Here is a 24,904-nt window from a genome sequence, read left to right on the forward strand (position 1 = left end):
ATCAATCGGATTTGTCATTTTGGACATTCCTCCCCTTGCGAACAGAGGTATAATAGAGTGAAGGAGACAATCCCTTCAGAGGAATTTTCAAGGTGCGCAGCGGGAGGAGATCCAAGTGAAGCTTCGATTTTTTTGGCCCAAAAGAAAAAGTATTATATTTACCTGGTTGTTATCCTACAGTGCCGTGTTATTCGTGCCTATGCTGATGAGCATCCTCATATACTCGCAGTCTAGTCATGCATTAAAAAGTGAAATTCATCGTGCGAATGATTCCTTATTGAAACAAGTCCGTTACACGATCGACACGCAATTCGATTTGATGAAACGGTTGAATATGGAAATTACTTGGAATGCTAAGTTACAAAGTCTGATGTACTCCAATATGCGAACCAATGATGATCAATATCTGGCTTTTCAATTAGTGAAAGAGTTTCGGATGTACCAAACCTCGTATGCGACAATCGATGAATTCTATGTGACTTGGGATCAGGAGGCTTCGATTCTTCGCCCAGGAAATATGCGAGATCTGCATACAGCGTTTGATACCATTCACAATACAGGTACCATCAGGTATGAACAATGGCTAGATACGATCCACCAAGCTACGAATAACCAATTTCTGATCCTTCCCCGCGTAGATGCAGGTCCATCTGCCTCCTCCATCGCGTACGTCACACACTTGCCCAAGGATCTGAATGGTAAGCAGACAGGTACTGTCGTTGTGATGGCTGATAGGGAACGATTCGAGAAGGCAATCGAAAGCATTTCAGGGTTTAGCGGAGGGCAAATCGTCATCCTTAATCATGACAATCAAGTTCTACTCTCCAATGTCCCTGTGACGGTGAATAAGAATCTCATTTTGGAGCAATTGCAAGATGAGGATAACGTGACTTACAAACCTTCACAAGATGGAGAATCAGAGCTTTTCTATATTCAATCGGCTGTTTCTGATTTGAAATATGTGCTGATCATTCCAAGCCGTATATATTGGGAAAAAGCGGAGTATGTCCGCAAGTTTACTTATATCAGCATACTAATTAGCTTATTTGGTGCAGCGGTGCTAACTTGGTTCTTTCTACGTCGTAATTACTCACCGATTCAACGTTTGGTTCAATCGATTTCTGATAAAAATGCCTTCGAAGAACGTGCTGATGGAAATGAACTGCATTTCATTCAGAAAGTGATCTCGCATACGCGAAATGAGAAGGATCAAATCGCGATGCAGCTGCAATCTCACCATCATGTGCTCCGTTCGAACATGTTGAATCGGTTGTTAAAGGGGCGAATTGATTCTCTCGTTTCGTATGAGGAAGCGTTCAAGACCTTTCATATGGATTTGATATCGAATCATTTCGCAGTTATCCTGTTTGCGGTTGAGAATTCCGATAGTATATCTACGAATTTACCAGGTATGGACATTAGTGAACGCAGAAAATTGATGCAGTTCATTATCACGAATGTCGTTGAAGAACTCGTCGGTCATCGCCAACATGCTGGTTATGTAGCTGAGATCGACGACATGATGGTGTGTTTGGTGAACTTCGCAGAAACGGATGCGGCAGAGCGGAAACTTGATCTGGATTGGATTGCTGCAGAAGCGCAGCGATTCCTGACAAGGTTCCATATGGATTTAACAATCTCCATTAGCGGTGTTCATCCTTCTCTGATTGGCGTTGCCGAGGCTTATAGTGAAGCTTTGGACGCGATGGAATATAAGATGGTCAGAGGGAAGAGAGAGATCATCACTTACGATGAGATCCGAATCGACACGGCCGATAAGCTGCAACTGGGTTACTATTATCCGCTCCAAGTAGAGCAGCAAATTATTAATCTCATCAAAACGGGAGATATTGAGCAAGCCTCGGCTAGCATGAACGAGATCATGGGACGTAATTTCGATAAGCCACTGGTGTCGCTTACTCTGGCTAGATGTCTCATCTTCAATCTCGTAGGTACGATGGTGAAAGCGATGAATGAGCTGGGGGACGGGACTACACAGCCTTGGCTAGGGGATAACCCGTTATGGATGGATAAAATCATTGCCTGCGATACCATTCTGGAAATGCAGCAAGAGCTGCAGCTGTTACTCAGAGAGGTATGTGCGTTTGCCGCTTCAAAAATAGAAGCGAACCAGACGAAAGAACGGACGGAAACCTTGCGTGAGCTCATCGCGAAAGTTATGCAATATATCGAGGAGCACTATCAAGATGCTAATTTGAATGTGAATACGATAGGTGAAAACTTTGCCTTAAGAGGCAGCTACGTATCCAAGTTATTCAAGGATCAGACAGGTGAGGGTTTGCTCGACTACATCACGAAATACCGCATTCAACAAGCGAAGAAGATGATCAGCTATAAGCAAGATTCAATCTCGGAGATTGCGCGGCTCGTTGGCTATAATGAAGTAGCTACCTTTATTCGTGTGTTCAAGAAATACGAGGGAATAACGCCTGGGAAATATAAGGAAATGAACTGATGAGGATAGGATGATAAACAGATGCATGCGGGGAGGAGAACAGAATGAGCAGACGAGCTAGCAGCAAGACGCTATTACTTCTAGGTATAATCACCCTTGGGCTGACAGCATGCTCATCTGAGAGCCCGACGCCGCTTACGACACCGTCAGGGCAGCCTACAGCTACGGTTAAGGATAAGGAGCAGTCTGAGCCTGCAGCTACGAAGCTGACCTATTGGTCAGAGTTGAATGGGAATGCCGCGAGTGTGAAAGCGAAATTCAAGGATATTCCCTTTTTCCAAGAATGGCAGAAGAGGACTGGAGTCCAACTTTCCTTCATACAGCCGTCTGCGAATCAAGCCAAGGAAGCGATGAATGTCTTATTAGCCTCTGGCGACCTGCCTGATATGATGGAGTACGAGTGGGACAGCTTCCCTGGCGGACCTGAAAAGGCGATCAAAGATGGCTATATTTTGAGATTAAATGAGGTCATTGATAAGTATGCGCCTAATCTGAAGCAATACTTAAAGGAGCATCCCGAAATCGATAAGCAAATTCGGACCGATGACGGCAGCTATTACGTTTTCCCGTTCATCCGTGGTGATGATAAGCTTCGTACGTATCAAGGGCCCATTATCCGACAGGATTGGCTTAACGAGCTTGGACTAGAGGTTCCAACCACGATAGAGGAATGGCATACGGTGCTTAAGGCATTCAAGGAGAAGAAAGGAATCGCAGCTCCTTTGACATTTCTAGGCGTGCCGAATCCGCTGTTCGGGATTGAAGGGGGCGCTTTTGTAGGCGCTTATGGGATTCGCAAAGGCTTCTATCAAGATCATGGTGAGGTCAAGTTTGGTCCCATGGAGAAGGGCTACCAAGATTTCTTGGCGACTTTCCGAGGGTGGTATGAGGAAGGATTAATTGATAAGAATATCGCTTCCGTGGATACCAAGACAATGGACTCGAATATGGTAACGGGGCGAAGTGGTGCAACGATTTGGAATGCGGGTGCAGGGATTGGGAAATGGCAGCCGCTTGTCGAGGAGAAAATCAAATCTGCTTTATTTACTGCTGCCCCTTACCCCGTCTTGCATAAAGGCGATAAGCCTAAATTCGGGCAGAAAAGCTACGCTTATGTAGGCACCGGTGGGGTAGCTATTTCAAGTAATAGTCAACATGCGGCAGAGGCTGCGAAGTTGCTTGATTACGGCTATAGTGATGAAGGTCATATGCTCTTTAATTTCGGGATTGAAGGAATTAGCTACATGTTGAAAGACGGCTACCCGACATATACGGATTGGATCCTGCGAAATCCAGACAAGTTGGCACCTTCGCAAGCCTTGTCGATGTATACGAGAGCAAGCTATTTTGGGCCATTTGTTCAGGATGCACGGTATGTAGAGCAATATTACACCTTGCCTGAGCAAAGAAAAGCCATTGGCATCTGGGCGGATACACAAGTTGAATCGTACACGTTACCGCAAATTCCGAAGACGGAGCTTGAGAGTGCTGAATTTTCTTCCATTATGATGGATGTGATGACACTCGTCGATGAGATGTCTCTGAAGATTATTCTCGGTGTCGAGCCGCTGGATGAGTTCGATAGCTACGTTAGTAAAATGAAAGCATCCAAAATCGATCGGGCAATTGAAATCCAGAAGTTAGCGTTGAATCGCTATGAGAAGCGTTGATGGCTTCTCTTTTTTTATTTTGTGCAAAGAAATTCATTATTTTTCCACTTTCATGTAAAATAGTAAGCGCAAGCAATTCGTGAGGGAAGGCAGGCTCAAGTGATGACATACCCTTTAGTTGTACAAGACGTATCGAAACAGTACGGGGATAAAACCGCCGTGAATCGCATTGGGCTGCAAGTAAAGCAGGGAGAAATTTATGGCTTGTTAGGCGCAAACGGAGCTGGCAAAACGACAACGATGCGGATGGTACTCGGACTCATATACCCAGATGAAGGAAATATACAATGGAACGGACAGGGGTATCGGGAAGAACTACGAAGCTTAATGGGCTATTTGCCTGAAGAGCGTGGCCTGTATCCCAAAGTGAAAATTAGTGATCAGATCGTTTACTTAGCCGAGCTTCGGGGAATGAAACGTAGTGAAGCGGATCGCAGTTTGAAGATGTGGTTGGAACGGTTCGAGGTTCCGGATTATTACAACCGTAAGGTTGAGGAGTTGTCCAAAGGGAACCAGCAGAAGATTCAATTTATTGCCGCGGTTATTCACAATCCGGATATCCTAATTCTGGATGAAGCTTTTAGTGGACTGGATCCAGTGAATGTAGAACTGCTGAAGAAAACGGTGAAAAGCCTGCGCGACGAGGGAAAAACGATTTTATTTTCCAGCCATCGGATGGATCATGTGGAGGAGCTCTGTGAGAATATCTGCATTTTACATCGCTCGAACACCATTCTTCAAGGCAGTCTGAAGGATATTAAGGCGAGTTTTCCGAAGGAAAGAGTCATTCTGGAGACAGAGACGAGCTTAGCGGGGCTGGAGGAGCTTCCAGGCGTGACCTCGGTGAACAAAGGGCATAACAGGTATGAGCTTCGCATCGCCCATCCAGAAGCCGCGCAGGGCATTCTCCATTTTGCCATGGAACGGTCATCTGTTCAGCGGTTTCAAATCATGGAGCCAACCCTGAATGAAATATTTATCCAGAAGGTGGGGAACAGCCATGAATAGGATATTAACGGTAATCAAATTTACCTATATGACGCGTTTCCGAATGAAATCCTTCCGCATTATGACGCTGATATTGATGATTGTATTATCTGTCTTGTTTCATCTTCCCGCCATTATCAGTCAATTATCTTCAGATGAACCTACCAAAATTGGCGTTTTCGGAACAAGTCAAACTAGCATAGCTGGCAAACTGACCGACTTTTACATTAATCAACCGAAACCAGATATTCTCATTGTGCCACTGCCGGATGGAGGAAGCGCAGCAGCGAATGAAGCCTATGGGAAGCAGCAAATCGCGGATAAGAAGATTAAAGGCTTCTTGGAGATTGCCGATGCGAAGCAAGGCGGATTTCCGAAGTTGATCTATAAATCCAAGGGTACCATGGAGTTCTCGGTGAAAAATAAGCTCCAAACGACGCTTCATCTCATCAAAACGGATATCGTCTTGCAAGGTGCGGGCCTGTCGGATGCCGTAAAAACGGATCTTCAAACGCCAGTATCCTTGGAGACCGTGCAAATTTCAACCTCAGATCAAGCAGCCGCAGGTAAAACAGAGTCGCAAATCGCGATTTCTTATGCACTCGTGTATGTCATGTTATTTCTCTTATACATGGGCGTAATTGGCTTCGGAAACTTGGTGGCTACAGAAATTACAGCGGAGAAGAGCACGCGTGTCATGGAATTGCTAATAACAAGTGTCTCACCGCTTAAGCAGATGTTTGGCAAAATTATCGGGATTTGCTTGCTTGCTTTAACGCAAATTGGGCTGTTGATTGCGGTAGGTGCCGTTAATCTAAGCTTGAGTGGCAGCTCATCTATGATTGCTGATTTGCACTTAAGTTGGCATGATTTGCAGCTATCGCTCATTGTGTATTTCTTGATCTTTTATTTGCTCGGCTTCTTCATCTACGCCACTGTCTTCGCAGCTGTAGGCTCGCTTGTGAGTCGAACAGAGGATGTGGGGCAAGCGATTATGCCAGTTACCCTCGTCATTGTAGCGGCCTTCATGATCGCGATCTTCGGGCTGAACCAGCCGAATGCGGGCTTCGTGGTCACGATGTCCTTCGTGCCTTTCTTCTCACCGCTCATCATGTTCTTGCGGATTGGGATGAGTACGCCGCCTTTCTGGCAAATCGCGATCTCGATTGCGATTCAGTTGTTGTCGATCGGCGCGATGGCTTGGCTTGCGGCGAAGATCTACCGCACCGGCGTGCTGATGTACGGCAAGCGGCCTACGTTAAAGGAGCTGCGCAAAGCGATGCGGGCTTATCGGTAGGGTTGAGAATTCAAAAAAGCGACCTTTAGCCAATATGGCTAGAGATCGCTTTTTTTGTTTTAAAGAGAAAGCTTCAACAGCATCGACGCATGCGGCTCAAGTGTAAAAGAAAGCTCATGTGGCGTACCGAGTTCTTCGCGATTCCACAGGTCACGCACACTTCCGATTGCAGGAGCACCAAGTTGCGATGAAGTTACTTGAACGGTCTGGATGTCGTCACCAGCATTAAACAGAGCGACATAACGGACGCCATCGGTCAACTCCGAAGTCCACACAATCCGCTCTTCCTCCCGGTACAATTGACGGGCATCTCGCCCGTTACGAAGGACATCCAGCACTTCTTCATTCGTGAGTAGGGACAATGTCCACTCATCATTGTCTCTTAACTCTCCTCCAAACATAAGAGGCGAGCGGAAAATCGCCCAAAGTGTCATCATTGTTTTCTGCTCGTCTCTTGTGAATCGCGTCCAGCGGTCGCTTGCCCCGCCGTCGACGGAACGAATGCCGATGTGGCCGAGAGGCAGCATATCGCAATCCGGCCAACTTCCTGAGCCGACATGCGATGCCCATTTCTCACACCGTTCGAACATGCCATAGAGCAGCCGCCAGATGTCCCAGAAATCATCGGTCATACGCCAGAGGTTGGCATTTGCCTTCAACTCTTCAGCGAACTCGAGCGGTGCCGGACCTGGAGAAAGGCTCAGCACCATTGGACGTCCACACGTATCAATTGCCTTTCGAATAAGTTGAATTTCGTCTAGTTGAATACCGTAGAGAAGCGAATCGGCGATATCATCGACTTTGACATAGTCGACACCCCATGAGGCGTACAGCTGAAATAAGGAGTCATAATAGGCCTGTGCGCCTTCCTTTGATGGATCGACGCCGTACATATCTGTATTCCACTTGCAGATCGCACCATTCCACGTTTTGGCAATGGACCGTGCGCTTGCGTTTGTCCCTAGTATCGGTGTATTAGCATGAACCGCTTGTCGTGGGATACCTCGCATGATATGAATACCAAACTTCAATCCCAGGCTGTGAACATAATCAGCCAAGGGCTTGAAACCTTGTCCATCTGTAGCGGATGGAAAACGGTTTGCAGCCGGTATGAGACGGGAAAAAGCATCCATCTCAAGGGGGACATAAGGACGGTAAGCCGAAGAAATGGCTCCAGGTTCGTACCATTGTATATCGACAACAACATATTCCCAGCCGTAAGGTTTTAGATGTTCAGCCATATATTGCGCGTTCCCACGTACTTCTTCTTCATTGACGGCTGCGCCATAACAGTCCCAGCTATTCCAGCCGAGCGGGGGTGTGGCGGCCCATTGGTGATGAATGCTCATTACATGAACTCGTCCCTTCTCGTTTAAAGTAATAGCCATATAATAAGACGAAGTTGTTAGGGAAGCTAGCGCAATGTTTTGCTGTCACATGTAAAATATTGCGGTATGTAACTAGTCAAACATGATCTGATCGATTGAAAGAAGTTCTTTTCCTTCACGAAACCTACTTGGTGAGTAGCCAGTCCAACTGCGGAATACTTTGCTAAAATAGCTGCCATTTTGGTAGCCGACCTCTCTAGCAATCTCTTCAACGGTCAATGAGCTGCTCCGAAGTAATTTCACGGCTAATTCGATTCGGAGCTTAGAGGTATAGGCCATCGGTGAGAAGTTAGTCGCTTGATGGAAGGTACGTGCCAGATGGTATTTTGAGCTGCCAGCTGCTTCTGCGATTTGGTCAAGTCCTTCCAGAATTCGGAAGTTAACCTCCATATAATCAGCTGCCCGACGAACGATCTCTGGCCAAGTACTTCGGTCCTGGCGCTGCGCACTGCTGCTTCGAAGGAGCTCCATCATGAAGCTATAAACAAGGGAGGATGCGTAATAGCCGTCTTTTATTGCTCCAATTCGGGCTTCTGAGTAGATAGTCTCGAGCCGACGAATGACTAAGCTGCGGGGTTCGAACTGCGGCAGGGGTCCAAGCTCCTGAAGTATTCCCTGCCACAGATGCTGCAAATGGCTCTGCCTAAATAAAGCGAAATAGAACGTCCAATGCGAGCTGTCTTCAGGTAAGTAGTAGCGATGTGTGCCGGGTATTTCAACTAAAAAGGAAGTTCCCTTTGGCACATCGTGATGATGTCCATCTAGCTCGATCTTCCCTCTTCCAGAAATCGTATATTGGAATAAATATAAGGGCCCGTCAATTCGTTTCATACCGTCCCAGTCATATTCTTGCTGTCGAATATCCTGAAATCCGACGGCAAATAACTGGTAAAGCGGAAGTACGGGGTTTTCTTGGAAGCGGTACCCGTAAACGCCGTAGTTGTCCTTTGCTACCATAATCGATGGTTCCCCTTGTATGAATAGTTGAATGAATTTTGGAATTCGAATACCTTTTATCAAATATTATCATGATCGTACTAGGGCTAATCTCATTTATAATTGTTCTAAATCTCAAATAGACATTGGAAAAAGCACCCGTTTGGGTGCTTTTTAGTCTCAATTATAACCGTTAATTTTAGCTAATTGCAGTCCCTACAATCCGAACGGAATATTCTGCCTCCGGAGTTTGAAGAATGAAGGTTTCACCTGTTGATTTCGATAACAATTGATTTCCAATTGGCGAAAACAGCGATATCCTATTTTGATCAGGATCTATTTCTGTTGGGAGGACCACTGTAAATACTTCATTAGATCCTTCCTCTTCGTAACAAATAGTAATGTTACTTCCTATTACTGTAACTTTGCTCAATGTTTTTACAAGATTAACATCATCAAGCTCAAGTAATCTCTCTAATATTTTTACATATTGTTTAATACTCTTATGCACTTGAATCTTCTGCTGTGAAGGATAACTGTTAAGGTACATCGTCGTTTGCTCGTCAAGAAAAACAAGCTGATCAACAAGTCGACTACGGGTAGGGTTGGACATATGACTACGGTTCATCGTAGATTCCTCCCCACATGAGTAGATTCCAATATCGATCTAATTGCCTCATTTACAAAACCTCCGGAAAATTATTTTTGTTACCACATAAGAAAGTATACGTTTCGGTTCCCGAAAACCGCTTTCTTATTGGCGATAAAACCTACCTCTAAACGCGGACGCTCATCCCTGAATGGCTTCGATAGAGGTTTTCTCAATAACTTTTTTCAATACTTCTGTAAGATTGAATAAAACAGGAATACAGCAAGAAGAACTGTAGAGATGACTGAGAGCAGTTTAAAGAAGGTCTCCATTTTAGTGTGAACACCTCGTTTACTTGGGATTACTTTCTCCCGATTTATAAACTACAAGGATTGCACTACGTTGAAAACCTACCCCGCTTGCAGATGACTTCAAGATAGATCCATAGCAAACGTTTACAATTTGTTCATCTTTCAATTCGGCTAAAAACTGATTAGCTCTTGTCTCCGCATAAGACGCATCCGTATCTAAAAACTCTTTTACCTGAATCACTTAGAATTCCTCCCTAAATTGTCGATTGACTAGCATGTACAGCAGAATTACATAAGACCTCACCCTTTCGCAAAGTAAATACGTTAGATCTACAATATCCATAAAAGTACAACAAGACATCCCGCCAAAAAAAAGCGGAACGTCTTGTTGCTTTGACCATATCACTTTATCTAATTGGTGTCAATTTGAATAAGCGGATCGAAGCTGGCCGTACGGCAGATCGCAAGGGACCGTCCATTATTTTGGCTACAGCTTCCGAGCTATCCTTAAGAGAGGAACTATAAGCTTGACTTGGAGTTAACTCCAGAGAGTAAACTAGACATGTGAGAAGTATGAACTATTGGAAAGCGAGGAGTCGTCAAATGGATTATGTGAAGCTTGGAAATACAGGTTTGGACGTGTCGCGGATCAGTCTTGGTTGCATGAGCTTTGGAGTCGCAGAACGGTGGACACATCCTTGGGTGCTGAATGAAGAGAATAGTCGGCCTATTATTAAAAAAGCACTTGAGCTTGGAATCAATTTCTTTGATACGGCGAATATTTATTCAGATGGAACAAGCGAGGAGATTGTTGGACGAGCGCTGAAGGACTATGCGAATCGTGATGAAGTTGTCCTTGCAACAAAAGTTCATTTCCGTATGCATCAAGGTCCAAATGGGGCCGGTCTTTCCCGTAAAGCCATCCTGAGTGAAATTGATAAGAGCCTTAAGCGATTGGGAACCGATTATGTTGATCTGTATCAAATCCATCGCTGGGATTATCATACGCCGATCGAAGAAACGATGGAAGCTCTGCATGATGTAGTGAAAGCGGGGAAGGCAAGATACATTGGCGCATCTGCGATGTACGCTTGGCAGTTCCTAAAGGCCCTGCATGTATCTGAGAAAAATGGCTGGTCACGATTTGTGTCGATGCAGAATCACTTAAACCTCATTTATCGTGAAGAGGAAAGGGAGATGATGCCGCTTTGCAAGGATCAGAAAATCGGCGTAATCCCATACAGTCCGCTGGCATCCGGAAGATTAACGCGTGATTGGTCGGAAACCACGCATCGTTCCGAAACGGACCAGGCTCAGCGAATGAAGTATGACGCATTTGCTAATGTGGATCGATTAATTGTAGATCGCCTTGCAGTAATCGCAGAGAAACGCGGCGTTCCTCGGGCGCAAGTCGCACTTGCCTGGTTGTTGCAGAAAGAACCTGTAACAGCTCCGATTATCGGTGTTACGAAAATGTCTCATCTGGATGATGCGGTAGACGCGCTTTCGCTTAAGCTGACGCCTGAAGAAATTTCTTCACTGGAAGAACAATATGTTCCACATCGCGTAGTTGGTGCAGTCTAAATGTTGATCGCTGAAGTAAGTGAGAAATTTGAGTTATCGCAGGATACGCTGCGTTATTATGAACGAGTCGGACTTATTCCACGGGTGAACCGCAAAAACAGCGGAATTAGGGACTATACAGAAGAAGACTGCAGGTGGGTTGAGTTTATAAAATGTATGCGAGGCGTAGGTCTACCAGTTGAAACATTGATTGACTATGTGCGACTTTTTCAACAAGGTGACGAAACGTTGGAGACTAGGAAAGAACTCTTAGTCGAGCAGCATAAAGAACTCCTAATAAGAATGGCAGATATGCAGAAAGTCCTTGAGCGACTAGAGGGTAAAATAGATAGATATGACCAGATGATCGGCACTGCTCATCAGATAACTGGATTTTCTCCTGTTAATTTCGTCGAAAGTAAGGGGAAATAAGGAATAACTGTATGTTATACAGCTATTCTCCTACAACCAGGCGACCGTCTGCCGCGGTGACCTAGGCAAACCAGTTGCGCTCCGCTCGCGGCGCAACAGAAGGAAGGGTGTCCCGAAAACTGGCCTGTTTCGGGGCTGTAACGGTGTTTTTCACCGTTACAGCGGGGAGATGGTTGGAGACTGGCCTGTTTCAGCAACGTAACGGTGTTTTTCACTGTTACAGCGGGAAGATGGTTGGAAACTGGCCTGTTTCGGCGCTGTAACGGTGTTTTTCACCGTTACAGAGGGTATGGCATTCGTAAGTGGCCGATGTCGCCCCCGCTGAAGCTAGAATGTAGGATACCTGAAGGTATCCCGCAAAAAGACAAAGGAGCTAAGCGCAAATAACATGCTTAGCTCCTTTTCCATTCTTTGAAAACAGCTGCCTATCTGCCCGGCAGCAACTGCTTAATCCAACCGCCGAAGCTCTTCGGATTCCGCGTTTGAATGAGCACGACGCCTTCGCCGCGGAAGCGGCAGACGACGCCTTCACCACTGGTAAGGCTGGAAATCCAGCCTTTTGCGGCCTTTTCAATCGTATACTGCGTATAATCCGGCCAAGCAACAAGGTGTCCGTTATCGATGAGCACTTCCTCGCCTGGTTTTAAGTTAACCGCATGAATCGCGCCATAAGAAGAAAGGAACACAGTGCCTCTACCGCTGATCTCCACGATAAAGAAACCTTCGCCGGACATGAAGCCGCTCATTAGATTCTGCATCTTCGTATTCACCTGGATACCGGAGGTGCCGGCAAGGAAGCCGTCCTTCTGCACATAGAGCTTATACGAACCGTCTAGTTCGACGGCCTCAATGTCGCCGATCACGGCAGGGGCGAGCAGGACTTCACCAGATCCACGATTGGGGGTCAATTCTTGAAAGAAGAACTTCTCTCCGCTGAGCATGCGGCCGAGTCCCTTCATGATCCCGCCATCCACCGTTCCTTTGAGCTCGATATTCGGGGACATGGAGACCATCGCACCGGCTTCTGCTTTAATGTTCTCACCAGCTTCAAGCTGCACGCGCAGCATAGGAAATGCACCTTTATATAAAATTTCGTGTTTCATCGTAACCCTCCATTTTAATTATTGTAGATGATCAAATACCCTTATTTCTCTACGCCTCTTTGGGCCGAATGGTTGCATCCAAGCTGCGATTCGCAAACACGAACACCGCGCAGATTAGCAAAATACTCATCGTGACATAGAACACGGATGTGAAGCCGTACTCAGCTGCCAAATGACTGCCGAGCAGGGGGCCGATTAGATTGCCAAGGAATAGTGAGGACGTATTGAATCCGTAAGCAGTGCCTTGAATCTCTGGAGCTGCAAGCTTCATGACCAGTGCGTTCAACGAAGGAATCATGCCACCGATGAACAGCCCGAGCAGGAATCTACCGACCAACAGCATCGTGATATTAGTGGCAAAAGCCTGCGGGATAAAGGCGACTGCCGCCATAACGAGGGCAATGACCAGCGTCATACGTTGACCGATTCGGTCACCTAGCCTTCCCAATGTAGGAGCTCCGAATAAATTGGCGATACCGGTAATCGCGACGATAAGTCCGGCAAAAAAAGCCAAGTGCGCCCCTGTGTATAAGGTCTTGGCATACACCGTTACGATCGGTTCGATGCTCATCATTCCGATCTGAGTGATCAGCGATGCGGCAAAAACAGGCAATAAGGGGCGAAACAAGCGCCACTGTGTCTTCTGTTTAACCTTTTTGTCTGAAGCGGGCTTCCGTTCCTCCTTGATGAACACCATGACGATGAGACTAGCGCATAGCATGAGTCCGCCTGTGAAGAAGAACACATGGTGGTACCCGAGAAAGCTTGCCAGCACGCCGCCAATTAATGGGCCGATGAGTGTGCCTGCAATAGCGCCAGTTTGCAGCGTTCCAAGCGACTTCCCTGAATGCTCGCGCGGTGTCAGAGAGGCTTGTAACGAAACCGCCATCGAGATGAAGCCGGAGAAGAATCCGTTCAGCAACCTCAGCGATAATAGCTGCCAGGGCGATGTGACGATGCCCATAAGTGCTGTTACGATAGCCATCCCGAATCCGGCGCGAAGCAGCATGATTTTGCGCCCGCGTCGATCTGCAATGGCTCCCCATAGCGGCTGGGTCAAAAAGGAAGTGATGAATTGGGCAGCCACGATCCAGCCTGTCCAACGGACAATATCATCAAGGTCATGAACACCTAACTCCCCGATATAGAGAGGTAAGAAAGGAAGAACCAGATTCATGCCACACGTAATGGAGAAGTTCGCGCCCCAGAGTATCCATAATGACTTTTTCCAATGTAAGGGGGTTGCCATGATGAGGACTCCTTATCCTTTTTTTCTCAGTATAGCATAAATGGATCGATCCCCAAGCATCTAGATCCCTTGTGAAAACTGCTGCCGATAGCTGCGAGGCGACATCCCTTCCAGCTTGGTAAAGCTAGCGGCGAAATAAGCAGCCTGCTCAAAACCAACTTCCTGGGCAATATGAGCAATGGGTAATTCCGTTTGCAAGAGCAACAACTTGGCGTGTCCCACTCTCAATTTCAGGAGGTAGGTGATAGGGGAGCAGCCGTACTCTTTTTGCATACAGCGAGCTATGTATACAGGATGGAAATTGAGCTCGTCCCCCAACTGTTTAGCAGAAACTGATTCACGAAAATGCTGCCTTAGGTACGAGGCCGCTTTCTCAGCGCAGGCTCTGGAGGCAGAGGCATGATCCGTTTCACCAGACGCGGCAAGCTGATGCAGGATTTCTTGGAATAGCTGTTGTTGAGCAAAACGAACACTGCTCACATGCGCACGAGGCTGAAGCTGCAAAAGCTGGTCGAAGATCTCATACATTTTCTCAGGGTGCTGCAGCGTCGTAAATTGCGGAATACGCATCGTGAAGGGTTCCACGGCGAAAGCTTCTACCGCAGCTTCTTCCGGAGCTGGATCCTCCAAGGAGACAGGAGCAACGGCAGCAGGATTAATCAACTCCCATGCACCGCCTACATGAAAATGCAGCCAATAGGTGTGAGTTATCTCGGAGCATACCTGTGTCGCGAAATGATAACGGTCAGGCCGCAAAATGACGGCTTGTCCTGACCCAACCTCGAATCTGGCATCATCCTCACCGATGTAGAAGCAGCCGGAAATGGTGATAAGAAGATCAAATACTTGGATGTTGCTACGACTGGGGTGCTGCCCTCCCTTCGGAATAGCGTTCAATCCACTCGTGATATAGTGGGGCAGAGGAGGGATTGTGATCTCAAGAAATGCCATGAAAGTCACCTGCTTTAATCCATCATAAAAGTTGGAATTGTATAAGTTTCAGTTGCGATGTTGATACATGAACTCAACTATAACAGCTATAATTTGAACTGACTACAAAGTTTCATTTTTCATAATAAATAGAGAATCATACTGGATGGTGGCGTGTACATGAAGGCTGAGAAAAATAAATATTCGTTATGGTTCCTAGCATGGCCTATATTCGTAGAATTACTGCTGCAACTGCTTTTGGGAGCTGTTGATACGCTCATGGTAAGCCGCGTTTCAGACGATGCGGTTGCGGTAGTTGGCTTAGCGAACCAGATCTTTCAAGCGGTTATGATTTTATTCATGACCGTGGCAAGTGGTGCAGGTATTCTCATAGCGCAGAAAATTGGGGCTAAGCAGCAGGAATCTGCACGAACAGTCGGAATTATGGCAGTTACGATAAGCGGACTCATTGGTGCGATTCTCAGTGTGATCCTGTACGTAGAGGCAGTTCCACTTGCGAGGCTGTTTCAATTAGAAGAGAGGTTAATCCCGCTGGCACATACCTATATTTCAATTGTTGGCAGTGGCATGGTATTGACGGCATTAACAGCTACACTCAGCACGGCGATTCGGAATACGGGAAACACGAAGGGACCGATGATTATCGCGATCGGGATGAATGTGATCCATGTTATGTTGAACTACGCTTGGATCAATGGTGCTTTCGGATTTCCACAGCTAGGCTTAACGGGGGTTGCGATCTCAACGTTACTGAGTCGGTTACTTGCGACTTGTTTGCTTCTCTACATGTTTGTTTCGATCTTTGAGCGAAGAATTAGATGGCGTGATCTTGGCGTTTTTAACCGGAAGCTGTTTAGTGAGATTATCCGAATTGGCTGGCCGCTCGGCGTCAATATGTCGTCTTGGGTGTTGTCGCAGCTCGCGATTTATAGTTTTTTGGCAACGATGGGTGCTGCAGCTTTGGCCGCTAGAACGTATATGAATACACTAGAATCCATCTGCTTCATGTTAGGTTATTCGATTGCGTTATCCGCACAAATCCAGATTGCGCATCTATTCGGTTCTGGGCAAACGCAGGCGGCGTACAAAGCAGGCTACCGCGGCACGTGGATTGGGCTGGGATTAGTTATGTGTAACAGCATTCTTCTTTTGATCATCGGGAAAAGCTTCTTAGGCTTCTTCAGTTCAGACAAAGCGATCATTGAGCTAGCCCTTTCTTGTTTAGTGCTAACAGCGGTACTGCAGCCAGGCCGAATGATCAATATGGGCTTTGGTAATGCACTCAATGCGATTGGTGATACCCGTTTTAATATGGTGATTTCGCTGTTCTCGATGTGGGGCGTTGCTGCGGGTCTCTCCTATGTGCTGGGTTTACATTACGGTTTAGGGCTAACCGGTATTTACATAGCGATGATGTGCGATGAGTATCTTCGTGGTATTCTGGTGGCTATCCGCTGGCGGCGAAAGAAGTATCTGCGTTTGGCAGAAGGACGGTCGAATAGCATTGACCCACTAAGAGCTACTGATGGAAAAGTTCGCAATGTTCATAGTGCTTAAACCAATCCAGTAATGGAGTCCGATTATGCCGAGTTTAGGAAGGGGAGCAAGAGTGATGGGTGTCACTTTGTTCCCCTTTTCGTATGCTCAGTTATTCGCCATTTACCTCCGGTATGTGCGAAACCGAATATCCTGATTGTAGTTGCCGAAGCCTTCCCCATACAACGTCAATCCACCGACATGCTCGGCGTGATCGGGTACTTCTAATCGTAAGGTCCACTCGTTGCGTGAGAGGGGAAGGTCTTGAATTGTAACGGTGGAAAGCAGTTGTCCATCGAGAAATGTCCCCTCTTCGGTGATACGAAGTACCTTCAACCAACCATACTGATTCGTATAGTCCGACCACCAAGATGGGGTAAGAAGACCGCGGCCTGCGCCGGAATCGCCTGGACTTGTCCAATAGCCGAGCAGTGTATCATTGACATAAAAGTGAATATCGGACGGCCAATTGGCTGCGATACCCGGTGCCTCAGAGCCGATTTCTAGCGAGATTTCGATTTCCTCCAAAGTCTGACCGGGAAGCATATAGTTGGGGACCCGATATTCAACGAAGCCCTTGGCGAACCAAAGGATTTTGGCATGCATGCGCTCTGGCTCGAAGAAAAATCGGGGGTCATCAAACTGACCAATTAATCGCTCAGTTGAAGCTAAACCGCAGGTAGGATGGACTTCATAGCGAGTATAGTGGCCTACTGGAACAGATACTTCATTGAATAATCGTTGTTGTTCTGTGGATTGTGGGAGTTGAATATCGATGTGCGAGAGCGCCAATGTACATATTTTGTGCGTACCCCCTTGCTTACGAACGAGCTTCGTATGAATAAGACCGCCAGTCTCTAACTTTTTGACATGCATCGTCACGATCGCACTGCTTAGGGAAAGACGCTGCGCCAAATCCTTCACATTCATCTCTTCCTCAGCCAATAATTCCAAAATGTGCAGCCGCACATCGCTAGCCAACGCTTCATAAAGGGGGAGCCATTTGCGGTCTGTTGTCGTGTGAATCATATCTTCAACGCCTACTTTCGTATCCTCTGATTAACATAAATATGAATGCAACAAAAACGGGTGAAAGGTCTTGATCTTCATCCTTTTTTGTTGTTTAATATGAGCTATACATAATAATTATATTAACTAATTTATATTTTTATTAATTATACGATGAGGTGAGCTAAATGTCTATGAAAGCAAGCATGATTATTGACAAGGATTTTAAAGTAGGAGAAGTTGATCCACGGTTGTATGGTTCCTTTATTGAGCATTTGGGACGTGCCGTGTATGGTGGGATTTATGAGCCTGGACACCCACAAGCAGATGAACAAGGGTTTCGCGGAGATGTGCTGGAGTTAGTTAAAGGTCTGAATGTGCCGATTGTTCGTTATCCCGGTGGGAACTTTGTATCGGGTTATAACTGGGAGGATGCCATCGGACCTGTGGATCAGCGTAAAAGACGTCTTGACCTTGCTTGGCGCACGATCGAGCCGAATTTGATCGGCCTTAATGAGTTTATGGACTGGTGCCGCAAAGCAAACACGGATGCCATGATGGCTGTGAATCTAGGAACTCGCGGTCCTGAAGAGGCAAGGGATATCATTGAATACAGCAACATCACTGGCGGTACTTATTGGAGCGATTTGCGAATTTCTCATGGCTACCGCACACCGCATAACATCAAAACGTGGTGCTTAGGCAACGAAATGGATGGCCCGTGGCAAACCGGAACTAAGACGGCAGTGGAATATGGCCGCATCGCCTGTGAGACAGCGAAAGTGATGAAGTGGGTCGACCCTTCGATCGAACTTGTCGCTTGCGGCAGTTCGGGCTTGCTCATGCCTACCTTCCCAGATTGGGAAGCAACGGTTCTCGAACATACGTATGATCATGTTGATTATATTTCACTCCACCAGTACTATGGCAACCGCGATCAAGATTCTGCGAATTTCCTAGCGCAATCCCTAGGCATGGACAGCTTCATTCATACCGTGATTGCTACGGCTGACTACGTTCAGGCCAAAAAGCGCGGCAAGAAGAAGATCAATCTTTCCTTCGATGAATGGAATGTGTGGTATCACTCCAATGATTCTGATCGTAAAATCGAGCCTTGGTCCATTGCACCGCCACAGCTGGAGGACATCTATAATCATGAAGATGCGCTTCTTGTTGGCTGTATGCTAATTTCCATGCTGAAACGTGCGGATCGTGTCAAAATGGCTTGCTTGGCTCAATTGGTTAATGTGATAGCTCCAATTATGACCGCGAATGGCGGTGCCGCGTGGAAGCAAACGATTTACTACCCTTATTTGCATGCAAGTGTGTTCGGCCGTGGAACGGTTCTCGTACCGCTCATTAAGTCTCCGAAGTATGACGCGAAGGACTACACGGACGTACCTTATCTTGAGGCCGTTGCCGTGCACAATGAGGAAGCATCGGAGCTGACTATTTTCGCAGTGAATCGTCATTTGGCTGAAGCACTCCCTTTAGAAATGGACCTTCGCAGCTTCGGCGGCTTCCAAATCAAGGAACATATCGTATTGGAGCATGAGGATCTCAAGGCTTCGAATACGTTGGAAGTGCCAGATCGTGTGAAGCCACATTCGGCAGGGAATGCGACGATCTCGACGAATGGACAAATTGAGGCTGTTCTTGGTAAGGCTTCTTGGAATGTGATTCGTCTTAAACTGGTGTAAAAATATCAGGTAAATTCAAGATACACACCTATAAAAAGCCGCGATTTGGACCATAATAATCATATGAGAAGCCTTGATTGGTAGAGAAATCGAGGCTGCTTATGTGACGGTCCTCGCGGCTCTTCTTTCTTTTCCAATCCACGCTCTGGTATGATGGGAGAAAAGAGATTGAAGGAGTTTGCGCACATGAAAACGAGAGTAGGCCTAGTTGGTGGCTGCTTGCTGATTGCAGCATTAAGCTTAACGGCTTGTGGAAATAAACCATCGGAGACACCGAGTGCGAGTGTTTCTGCGAATGTAGACGTTCCAAAGCTGTATCAAAATTATTGTATCTCTTGTCATGGTAATCAATTACAAGGTGGACAAGGCCCCAATATTCAAAAAGTGGGAGAACGCCTCACGGAAGCTGAAATTGTAAAACGGATACAAAAGGGTGGGGGCGGGATGCCGCCGTTTCAGGTCACGATGAAGGAAGAGGAATTGAAAGCACTTGCAGCTTGGCTGTCTGGTTTGAAGTAATTTACAGGAACTGGAAGTATTAAGGTTCCCTTAAGGTTAGCTACATAATTCCTTCACAATTGACATTTACAATTAGGGGCATGAGGAGAGTGATGTAAGATGCACTTGAATTTGAAGCCCCGGAAGCGTCTTTCGAGTAAAAAAAGCTCAAGTCGTCTGGGAGCATCGATTTCACTTGTTTTATTTATGATCGGTTTACCTATTCTGTCTGTTGTTGGTATGGAATTTCTTGAACGTGGTAATTTATCTGAAACCATGCAGTGGATTACAGGTAATCAACCATTATTTATGTTAAATGTAGGGTTAACCTTCTGTCTGTTGGCCTTCATTTATGCCCTTGTAGGGTCTTTGGCAATTTCTGGCTCCATTACGACCTTAATACTGGGTCTGATGGCAATTATCTCGTATATGAAAGTGAAAATGATCGGGGAGCCGTTCTTCCCTTGGGATATATTGCTGAACAAAGAGAGTATGGACATTGCTTCATTAGTAACGGGTAAAGCTGCTTTAATTCGAATATGTGCTGTTGCAGCTATGATTCTCATCGTTCTTGCGCTTCGATGGGTGATCCCGCGTGTTACCATACCTGTTATCGCTCGAATCGGTTTAGGGCTTTTTTCGCTCTATGCCTTGTATGCATTTGGGATCAAAACACCGTTAGCTGGTAAAATCTTAGACCACGCAGGTGTCAATGAGATTGTTTGGGATCAGCAGCAAAACTACGCAAACAATGGTCTCACGCTTGCCTTCACACTCAATGTGAAGAACTCGATCGTACAGAAGCCGGATACCTACAGTGAGCAAGCACTGGCTGCGGCAGCATCCAATATTCAACAAGCTACTGTGCAAGCTGCTTCTGTGCAACAGGATACAGGCGTCCGTAAAGCGAAAGCTACTCTTGCTGACGGGAAGCAGCCCAATGTTATTTTCGTCATGAGCGAAGCATTCTGGGATCCTACCCTACTAGAGAATGTAACGTTCAGCGAAGACCCACTTCCGACAATTCACCGTTTGCAGCAGGAGTCTAGTTCTGGTTATTTGCTGTCTCCACAATATGGTGGCGGTACGAGCAACGTGGAATTTGAAGTATTGACTGGGAACTCGATGAGCTTCTTGCCTGGTGGATCCATTCCGTATCAGCAGTATATCTCTAAGCCAGTTCCAAGTTTGGCTAGCTATTTTGCTGATAAAGGGTACAAGAGCATGGGGATTCACTCGTATGAAGGATGGTTCTGGGATCGGAACAACGTTTATAAGCAACTTGGTTTTGAATCCTTTAAGAGTAGTGAACACTTCGACAATCCGGAAACGAAAGGTTACTTCATCTCCGATGCCGAGGTTGCAAGAAACGTGATTAGTGAAGTAGATAAAACAGAAAATCCGATGTTTATCTATACCGTAACAATGCAAAATCATGGACCTTATGATGATCCACGTTATGGGGAAAATCAGTTCAAAGCTACAGGTAATCTTACGGCACAAGCCAAAAGCATCCTAGAAACGTACACACAAGGTGCGCATGATGCGGACCAAAGCTTGCAAATGATGATTGATCATTTCAAGGATTCAGATGAACCAACGATGATCGTCTTCTATGGTGACCATTTGCCGATGCTTGGCATGGATTATCAGGTATATAAAGAAGCAGGCTTTATCTCAACAAGTGATGCTAACAAATGGTCGTTGGAAGAGATCAAAAAGATGCACAGCATCCCACTTGTAACATGGTCCAATTTCGATATGCCAAAGCAAGACATTCCGATATTGAGTGATTCTTTCTTAGGGGCACATGTTCTGGATATGCTTCATATGGAAAAGCCAGCGAATTTCGCTTTGAATGCCGAGTTGGCGGGGCAGGTACCAGGGCTTCTTAGCAATTTGATTGTCGATCAAGATGGACAGCTGCATGCAACGGTTCCGGAATCCGCGGCACCTCTCATCGCCGATTATCGGAATGTGCAGTATGACTTGATGTTCGGTAAACAGTATCTGGCCACTTATTTGGATCATGATTATTTGACCAAAGGTACACAAACAGACTACAATGCTGAATTTGGTGTTCCTGGCGCTGCTCCTCAGTCTGAAGCGCAAGGCAGCCAGGACGCAAAGCCGGCAAGTGCGCAGTAGTGAATATTAGGCCGTCTCTCAAGTGTAACTTGGGAGGCGGCTTTTTTGTGCGATTAAGTCAACCTAACAATTAGAAATACCCCCGCACTACTTGGCGTTCGCGCTATATTAACTGGAAAACCTCCTTCTATTTCCGTGGAAAAGGAATTAATTAACAAATTAGATGGAAACTGTACAGTTAATTATCCCATTATCATCCGTTTCAGCAGAATCTAGCGAAATTAGCTACAGGAAATCCAGTTATTCTCTCGATAGAGGGAAAAGTGGTTGAATTAACTGTAGTTTTTACAGTTAATCAAGTGGGGGTGATGGGGGAGGAACCACCAAAACCCCCGCAAGAAATAATGGTTGCCAGGGGCAGGGTTATTTTGGTAATATGAGATTCCGTCTCTACGCGGTGACTGCACGAAAATCGAAAAGTCAAACGGATCTTGAATGACAAAACAGGAGGTGTTTTATGCTTTTCGCGGTTTTGGCGCGCAAGGCGTACGCAAGGAACTTGCAGTATCGTGGCTCGCATCTGCTGCATAATGCAGTGAGTGCGGTGTTCGGCTTTATTTATGCCAGTATCTGGACCAGCTTAGGCAGCGATGCATCGCTAGGCGAATACGGTGCCAAAGGCATCGTAAGTTACATTGCTTTTAACCAGGCAATTCTGTGGATTACACAGTTTACGACGAATGGACTCGGGCTCGAGCAATCGGTCAGGACGGGTCAAATAGCGGTCGATCTGATGCGGCCTGTACATTTATTTTACCAAGCGATGAGCCGTGAATGGGGTCAAGTGTGGTACCAATTTTTATATAAAAGCATTCCGATTTATGTCCTCTATGTCTTCATCTTCTCCTTACAGCTTCCACAGATCGCCTCGGTGTATGGATGGACAGCTCTCTCACTCGTCACGGCCTCTTATATTTCCATCTGCTTGAATTACTTAATTGGTGTAGCCGCCCTATGGACGACGGAATCCCGTTGGTTTTACTGGGTTAACTATTCGTTCGCTATGCTGTTATCTGGCTTTTTTATCCCTGTGGAATGGCTGCCAGGCTGGCTTCGGACCATTAGCTTGTACACACCATATCCCTATTTACTCTATTACCCAACTCGAATCTACCTTGGACTTGAACACGGCACTGTTGTGCTAGGCGCAATTCTATGGGGCATCGGGTTTACTTGTGTCTGCTTGGCCGTTACCCAGGTGGTTCGCAAGAAGCTGGAGGTGCAGGGCGGATGATCTCGATTCGGCTGTTTATGCTGCTCATTAGGGCAAGTTTCCGAAGTCGCATGCAGTATAAGTTTAATTTTGTGTTCTCGACTCTCATGTCTTCGTTCATTCAAATCTCTGAATTCATGATGGTGGCGCTGGTGATGATGAAGTTTGGCCAAATTCATGGCTGGACACTGTATGAGGTGAGTTACTTGTATGGGGTGATGATGATTTCCAAAGCGATTTATCGCACGCTCGCCTCCGATGTACACCATCTAGAGAAATATCTCGTGTCCGGCGATCTGGATGCGATTCTGATTCGTCCTGTCCCTGTGTTGCTTGCTTTAATGACCCAAAATTCAAGGATTCTCATTGCCGAAATCGGTCAAGGTTTGATCCTGTTGATCATTTCAATGAAAGCGCTTATCGGGAGCGGGCAAATCGGCTGGATCGCTATACCATTAACGGGGTTTATCATCCTCACTGGTGCTGTGATTTTATTCGCCATTGGGCTGGCGACGGCGGCTGCAGGTTTCTGGCTCACACGTATTGAGTCTTTGCAAAATATGACCGAGGACGCCTCCCAAACAGCAGCCCGCTATCCGCTTAGCATCTATCCCAAATGGTTGCAAGGCGCGCTGCTAGTACTCGTTCCAGTAGGCTTCGTCAACTACATCCCTGCTCTCTATGTATTGAGGAATGAAGGTGGCGTGGGCATGTTGTTAGGCACATTAATAGTCGCTGTAGTTGTGCTTTGGCTAGCCATGCGATTCTGGAAGCTAGGACTTTCTCGCTATCAAAGTACAGGTAGTTAATCATATTAACCAAAAGGGAGGGCAAGGCCCTAATGATAACGGTCAAGCATTTACGCAAAACCTTTCAATCCCCCGTCATCCAAGAGGGGAAGTTCTCGGGAATCCGAACCTTATTCTCTAGGGCGTACAAAGAGAAAGAAGCCGTGCGCGATGTGAGCTTCGAGATTGAGACCGGGGAGTTCGTCGGGTATATTGGTCCTAATGGGGCGGGGAAGTCGACGACGATCAAAATGCTCACAGGCATCCTGCACCCCACCTTTGGTGAGGTTTTGATTCATGGGAAAAGCCCGCAGAAACAACGGAAGCAGGTCGTTAGACAGCTTGGTGTTGTCTTTGGACAACGAAGCCAGCTATGGTGGGATCTCCCTGTGAAGGATTCCTACGAAATCCTCCTCGCGATGTATCGCGTAGAAGCGGCAGATGCGCACAGACGATTAGGTGAATTGACGGAGCTGCTCGATTTAAAAGAAATTCTAGATACGCCCGTTCGCAAACTCTCCCTCGGACAGCGAATGCGAGCCGATTTGGCAGCTTCGATGCTGCATGATCCGGATATTTTGTTTTTGGATGAGCCTACGATCGGCCTGGATGTGGTAGCCAAAAGAAATATCCGCGGTTTCCTACAGACACTGAATCGGGATTTCGGGAAAACGATCTTGTTAACGACGCATGACATGGACGATATTGAGCAGCTTTGCCCAAGAGTTATTGTCATTAATCATGGGCAAATTGGCTATGATGGTTCCATAGACGAGCTGAGAGATCGTATTGGGCTACCTACGATGATGAAGGTGTCCTATCGGGGTGCGATTCAAGTGCCGGATAGCTGGGAGCTGCCGTTTCGTTTGATCGCGCAAGAATCGAACAGGCTGACGATTGCTTGCAACCGACAAGAGCTGAAGGCGATGGACGTTCTACGGATTGTGAGCAGTTGGGGCGATATGGATGATGTACATATGGAAGAACCGGAATTTGAAGAAGTCATTCAGAACGTGTATCTTTAAAATATAGAAATCACTGGGAGTGGAGTGGAACTGAAA

23 protein-coding genes are annotated in these 24,904 nt (G+C 46.4%); 15 read left to right on the top strand and 8 right to left on the bottom strand.

The window, feature by feature from the left end:
- Nucleotides 1-115 precede the first annotated feature (115 nt).
- From ASL11_RS00315 to ASL11_RS00330, 4 genes are all read left to right on the top strand, one after another.
- The gene (locus ASL11_RS00315) at nt 116-2,476 is read left to right on the top strand and encodes a helix-turn-helix domain-containing protein (protein ID WP_056608297.1); all 2,361 of its coding nucleotides are present in this window, start codon (nt 116-118) and stop codon (nt 2,474-2,476) included.
- Between the two features lie 44 nt (nt 2,477-2,520).
- Nucleotides 2,521-4,146, top strand: coding sequence for an extracellular solute-binding protein (locus ASL11_RS00320; protein WP_056608299.1), 1,626 nt, complete (start codon nt 2,521-2,523; stop codon nt 4,144-4,146).
- 102 nt (nt 4,147-4,248) lie between these two features.
- Nucleotides 4,249-5,154 carry an ABC transporter ATP-binding protein gene (locus tag ASL11_RS00325; RefSeq protein ID WP_056608302.1) on the top strand — a complete coding sequence of 302 codons (906 nt, stop codon included), beginning with the start codon at nt 4,249-4,251 and terminating at the stop codon, nt 5,152-5,154.
- A complete protein-coding gene (locus ASL11_RS00330) occupies nt 5,147-6,430 on the top strand; it encodes an ABC transporter permease (protein ID WP_056608305.1) in 1,284 nt (427 codons plus the stop codon). The genes ASL11_RS00325 and ASL11_RS00330 overlap by 8 nt, the downstream gene beginning before the upstream one ends.
- A 59-nt stretch (nt 6,431-6,489) precedes the next feature.
- Here ASL11_RS00330 and ASL11_RS00335 read toward each other — a convergent pair whose 3' ends face one another.
- From ASL11_RS00335 to ASL11_RS00350, 4 genes are all read right to left on the bottom strand, one after another.
- The gene (locus ASL11_RS00335; RefSeq protein ID WP_056608308.1) at nt 6,490-7,779 is read right to left on the bottom strand and encodes a glycoside hydrolase family 27 protein; all 1,290 of its coding nucleotides are present in this window, start codon (nt 7,777-7,779) and stop codon (nt 6,490-6,492) included.
- 111 nt (nt 7,780-7,890) lie between these two features.
- Entirely contained in the window at nt 7,891-8,775 is an 885-nt protein-coding gene (locus ASL11_RS00340) for an AraC family transcriptional regulator (protein WP_056608311.1), read from the bottom strand.
- 178 nt (nt 8,776-8,953) lie between these two features.
- A complete protein-coding gene (locus ASL11_RS00345) occupies nt 8,954-9,382 on the bottom strand; it encodes a GreA/GreB family elongation factor (protein ID WP_056608314.1) in 429 nt (142 codons plus the stop codon).
- Nucleotides 9,383-9,694: 312 nt separating this feature from the next.
- A complete protein-coding gene (locus ASL11_RS00350; RefSeq protein ID WP_056608318.1) occupies nt 9,695-9,895 on the bottom strand; it encodes a hypothetical protein in 201 nt (66 codons plus the stop codon).
- A 152-nt stretch (nt 9,896-10,047) separates the two neighbouring features.
- On the opposite strand from ASL11_RS00350, the gene ASL11_RS37800 reads away from it, so the two are divergent.
- The 4 genes from ASL11_RS37800 (at nt 10,048) to ASL11_RS36220 (ending at nt 11,912) form a co-directional block, all read left to right on the top strand.
- Nucleotides 10,048-10,179 carry a hypothetical protein gene (locus ASL11_RS37800; protein ID WP_268796175.1) on the top strand — a complete coding sequence of 44 codons (132 nt, stop codon included), beginning with the start codon at nt 10,048-10,050 and terminating at the stop codon, nt 10,177-10,179.
- 78 nt (nt 10,180-10,257) lie between these two features.
- Nucleotides 10,258-11,238 (top strand): aldo/keto reductase, encoded by a 981-nt coding sequence (locus ASL11_RS00355; RefSeq protein WP_056608321.1) that lies wholly within the window; start codon nt 10,258-10,260, stop codon nt 11,236-11,238.
- Nucleotides 11,239-11,649, top strand: a complete 411-nt coding sequence (locus ASL11_RS00360; protein ID WP_056608334.1) for a MerR family transcriptional regulator — start codon at nt 11,239-11,241, stop codon at nt 11,647-11,649. It begins immediately after the preceding gene.
- A gap of 107 nt (nt 11,650-11,756) precedes the next feature.
- Nucleotides 11,757-11,912 carry a hypothetical protein gene (locus ASL11_RS36220; RefSeq protein WP_157256754.1) on the top strand — a complete coding sequence of 52 codons (156 nt, stop codon included), beginning with the start codon at nt 11,757-11,759 and terminating at the stop codon, nt 11,910-11,912.
- Nucleotides 11,913-12,074: 162 nt separating this feature from the next.
- Here ASL11_RS36220 and ASL11_RS00365 read toward each other — a convergent pair whose 3' ends face one another.
- The 3 genes from ASL11_RS00365 to ASL11_RS00375 are packed head-to-tail and all read right to left on the bottom strand — an operon-like array spanning nt 12,075 to nt 14,952.
- A complete protein-coding gene (locus ASL11_RS00365; protein WP_056608336.1) occupies nt 12,075-12,752 on the bottom strand; it encodes a TIGR00266 family protein in 678 nt (225 codons plus the stop codon).
- A gap of 49 nt (nt 12,753-12,801) precedes the next feature.
- Nucleotides 12,802-14,001, bottom strand: a complete 1,200-nt coding sequence (locus ASL11_RS00370) for an MFS transporter (RefSeq protein ID WP_056608339.1) — start codon at nt 13,999-14,001, stop codon at nt 12,802-12,804.
- Nucleotides 14,002-14,061: 60 nt separating this feature from the next.
- The gene (locus ASL11_RS00375) at nt 14,062-14,952 is read right to left on the bottom strand and encodes a helix-turn-helix transcriptional regulator (RefSeq protein WP_056608341.1); all 891 of its coding nucleotides are present in this window, start codon (nt 14,950-14,952) and stop codon (nt 14,062-14,064) included.
- 159 nt (nt 14,953-15,111) lie between these two features.
- Between ASL11_RS00375 and ASL11_RS00380 the strand changes: the two genes are divergently transcribed.
- On the top strand, nt 15,112-16,509 hold the full coding sequence (locus ASL11_RS00380; RefSeq protein WP_056608344.1) for an MATE family efflux transporter: 1,398 nt from the start codon (nt 15,112-15,114) through the stop codon (nt 16,507-16,509).
- Between the two features lie 102 nt (nt 16,510-16,611).
- Here the strand turns inward: ASL11_RS00380 and ASL11_RS00385 are convergent, their stop codons facing one another.
- Nucleotides 16,612-17,517: an ArsR/SmtB family transcription factor gene (locus ASL11_RS00385; protein WP_056608347.1), complete on the bottom strand. Its 906-nt coding sequence runs from the start codon at nt 17,515-17,517 to the stop codon at nt 16,612-16,614.
- A gap of 167 nt (nt 17,518-17,684) precedes the next feature.
- On the opposite strand from ASL11_RS00385, the gene arfA reads away from it, so the two are divergent.
- From arfA to ASL11_RS00415, 6 genes are all read left to right on the top strand, one after another.
- Nucleotides 17,685-19,196, top strand: a complete 1,512-nt coding sequence (arfA, locus tag ASL11_RS00390) for an arabinosylfuranosidase ArfA (protein WP_056608351.1) — start codon at nt 17,685-17,687, stop codon at nt 19,194-19,196.
- Nucleotides 19,197-19,382: 186 nt separating this feature from the next.
- Entirely contained in the window at nt 19,383-19,715 is a 333-nt protein-coding gene (locus tag ASL11_RS00395) for a c-type cytochrome (protein ID WP_056608354.1), read from the top strand.
- A gap of 99 nt (nt 19,716-19,814) precedes the next feature.
- Nucleotides 19,815-21,842, top strand: a complete 2,028-nt coding sequence (locus ASL11_RS00400) for an LTA synthase family protein (RefSeq protein ID WP_056608358.1) — start codon at nt 19,815-19,817, stop codon at nt 21,840-21,842.
- Between the two features lie 457 nt (nt 21,843-22,299).
- A complete protein-coding gene (locus ASL11_RS00405; RefSeq protein ID WP_056608361.1) occupies nt 22,300-23,076 on the top strand; it encodes an ABC transporter permease in 777 nt (258 codons plus the stop codon).
- A complete protein-coding gene (locus tag ASL11_RS00410; RefSeq protein WP_056608366.1) occupies nt 23,073-23,864 on the top strand; it encodes an ABC transporter permease in 792 nt (263 codons plus the stop codon). The genes ASL11_RS00405 and ASL11_RS00410 overlap by 4 nt, the downstream gene beginning before the upstream one ends.
- 32 nt (nt 23,865-23,896) lie before the next feature.
- Nucleotides 23,897-24,868 carry an ABC transporter ATP-binding protein gene (locus ASL11_RS00415; protein WP_056608370.1) on the top strand — a complete coding sequence of 324 codons (972 nt, stop codon included), beginning with the start codon at nt 23,897-23,899 and terminating at the stop codon, nt 24,866-24,868.
- Nucleotides 24,869-24,904: the final 36 nt, after the last annotated feature.

This window comes from Paenibacillus sp. Soil750, assembly GCF_001428045.1.
Classification (GTDB): domain Bacteria; phylum Bacillota; class Bacilli; order Paenibacillales; family NBRC-103111; genus Paenibacillus_E; species Paenibacillus_E allorhizoplanae.

Coding starts and splice junctions, on each gene's coding strand:
- ASL11_RS00360 (WP_056608334.1), top strand. CDS start 11,239: ATGTTGATCGCTGAAGTAAGTGAGAAATTTGAGTTATCGCAGGATACG.
- ASL11_RS00345 (WP_056608314.1), bottom strand. CDS start 9,382: ATGAACCGTAGTCATATGTCCAACCCTACCCGTAGTCGACTTGTTGAT.
- ASL11_RS00410 (WP_056608366.1), top strand. CDS start 23,073: ATGATCTCGATTCGGCTGTTTATGCTGCTCATTAGGGCAAGTTTCCGA.
- ASL11_RS00395 (WP_056608354.1), top strand. CDS start 19,383: ATGAAAACGAGAGTAGGCCTAGTTGGTGGCTGCTTGCTGATTGCAGCA.
- ASL11_RS00335 (WP_056608308.1), bottom strand. CDS start 7,779: ATGAGCATTCATCACCAATGGGCCGCCACACCCCCGCTCGGCTGGAAT.
- ASL11_RS00320 (WP_056608299.1), top strand. CDS start 2,521: ATGAGCAGACGAGCTAGCAGCAAGACGCTATTACTTCTAGGTATAATC.
- ASL11_RS00415 (WP_056608370.1), top strand. CDS start 23,897: ATGATAACGGTCAAGCATTTACGCAAAACCTTTCAATCCCCCGTCATC.
- ASL11_RS00380 (WP_056608344.1), top strand. CDS start 15,112: ATGAAGGCTGAGAAAAATAAATATTCGTTATGGTTCCTAGCATGGCCT.
- ASL11_RS00405 (WP_056608361.1), top strand. CDS start 22,300: ATGCTTTTCGCGGTTTTGGCGCGCAAGGCGTACGCAAGGAACTTGCAG.
- ASL11_RS00330 (WP_056608305.1), top strand. CDS start 5,147: ATGAATAGGATATTAACGGTAATCAAATTTACCTATATGACGCGTTTC.
- ASL11_RS00400 (WP_056608358.1), top strand. CDS start 19,815: ATGCACTTGAATTTGAAGCCCCGGAAGCGTCTTTCGAGTAAAAAAAGC.
- ASL11_RS00355 (WP_056608321.1), top strand. CDS start 10,258: ATGGATTATGTGAAGCTTGGAAATACAGGTTTGGACGTGTCGCGGATC.
- ASL11_RS00325 (WP_056608302.1), top strand. CDS start 4,249: ATGACATACCCTTTAGTTGTACAAGACGTATCGAAACAGTACGGGGAT.
- ASL11_RS00365 (WP_056608336.1), bottom strand. CDS start 12,752: ATGAAACACGAAATTTTATATAAAGGTGCATTTCCTATGCTGCGCGTG.
- ASL11_RS00375 (WP_056608341.1), bottom strand. CDS start 14,952: ATGGCATTTCTTGAGATCACAATCCCTCCTCTGCCCCACTATATCACG.
- ASL11_RS00385 (WP_056608347.1), bottom strand. CDS start 17,517: ATGATTCACACGACAACAGACCGCAAATGGCTCCCCCTTTATGAAGCG.
- arfA (WP_056608351.1), top strand. CDS start 17,685: ATGTCTATGAAAGCAAGCATGATTATTGACAAGGATTTTAAAGTAGGA.
- ASL11_RS00370 (WP_056608339.1), bottom strand. CDS start 14,001: ATGGCAACCCCCTTACATTGGAAAAAGTCATTATGGATACTCTGGGGC.
- ASL11_RS00340 (WP_056608311.1), bottom strand. CDS start 8,775: ATGGTAGCAAAGGACAACTACGGCGTTTACGGGTACCGCTTCCAAGAA.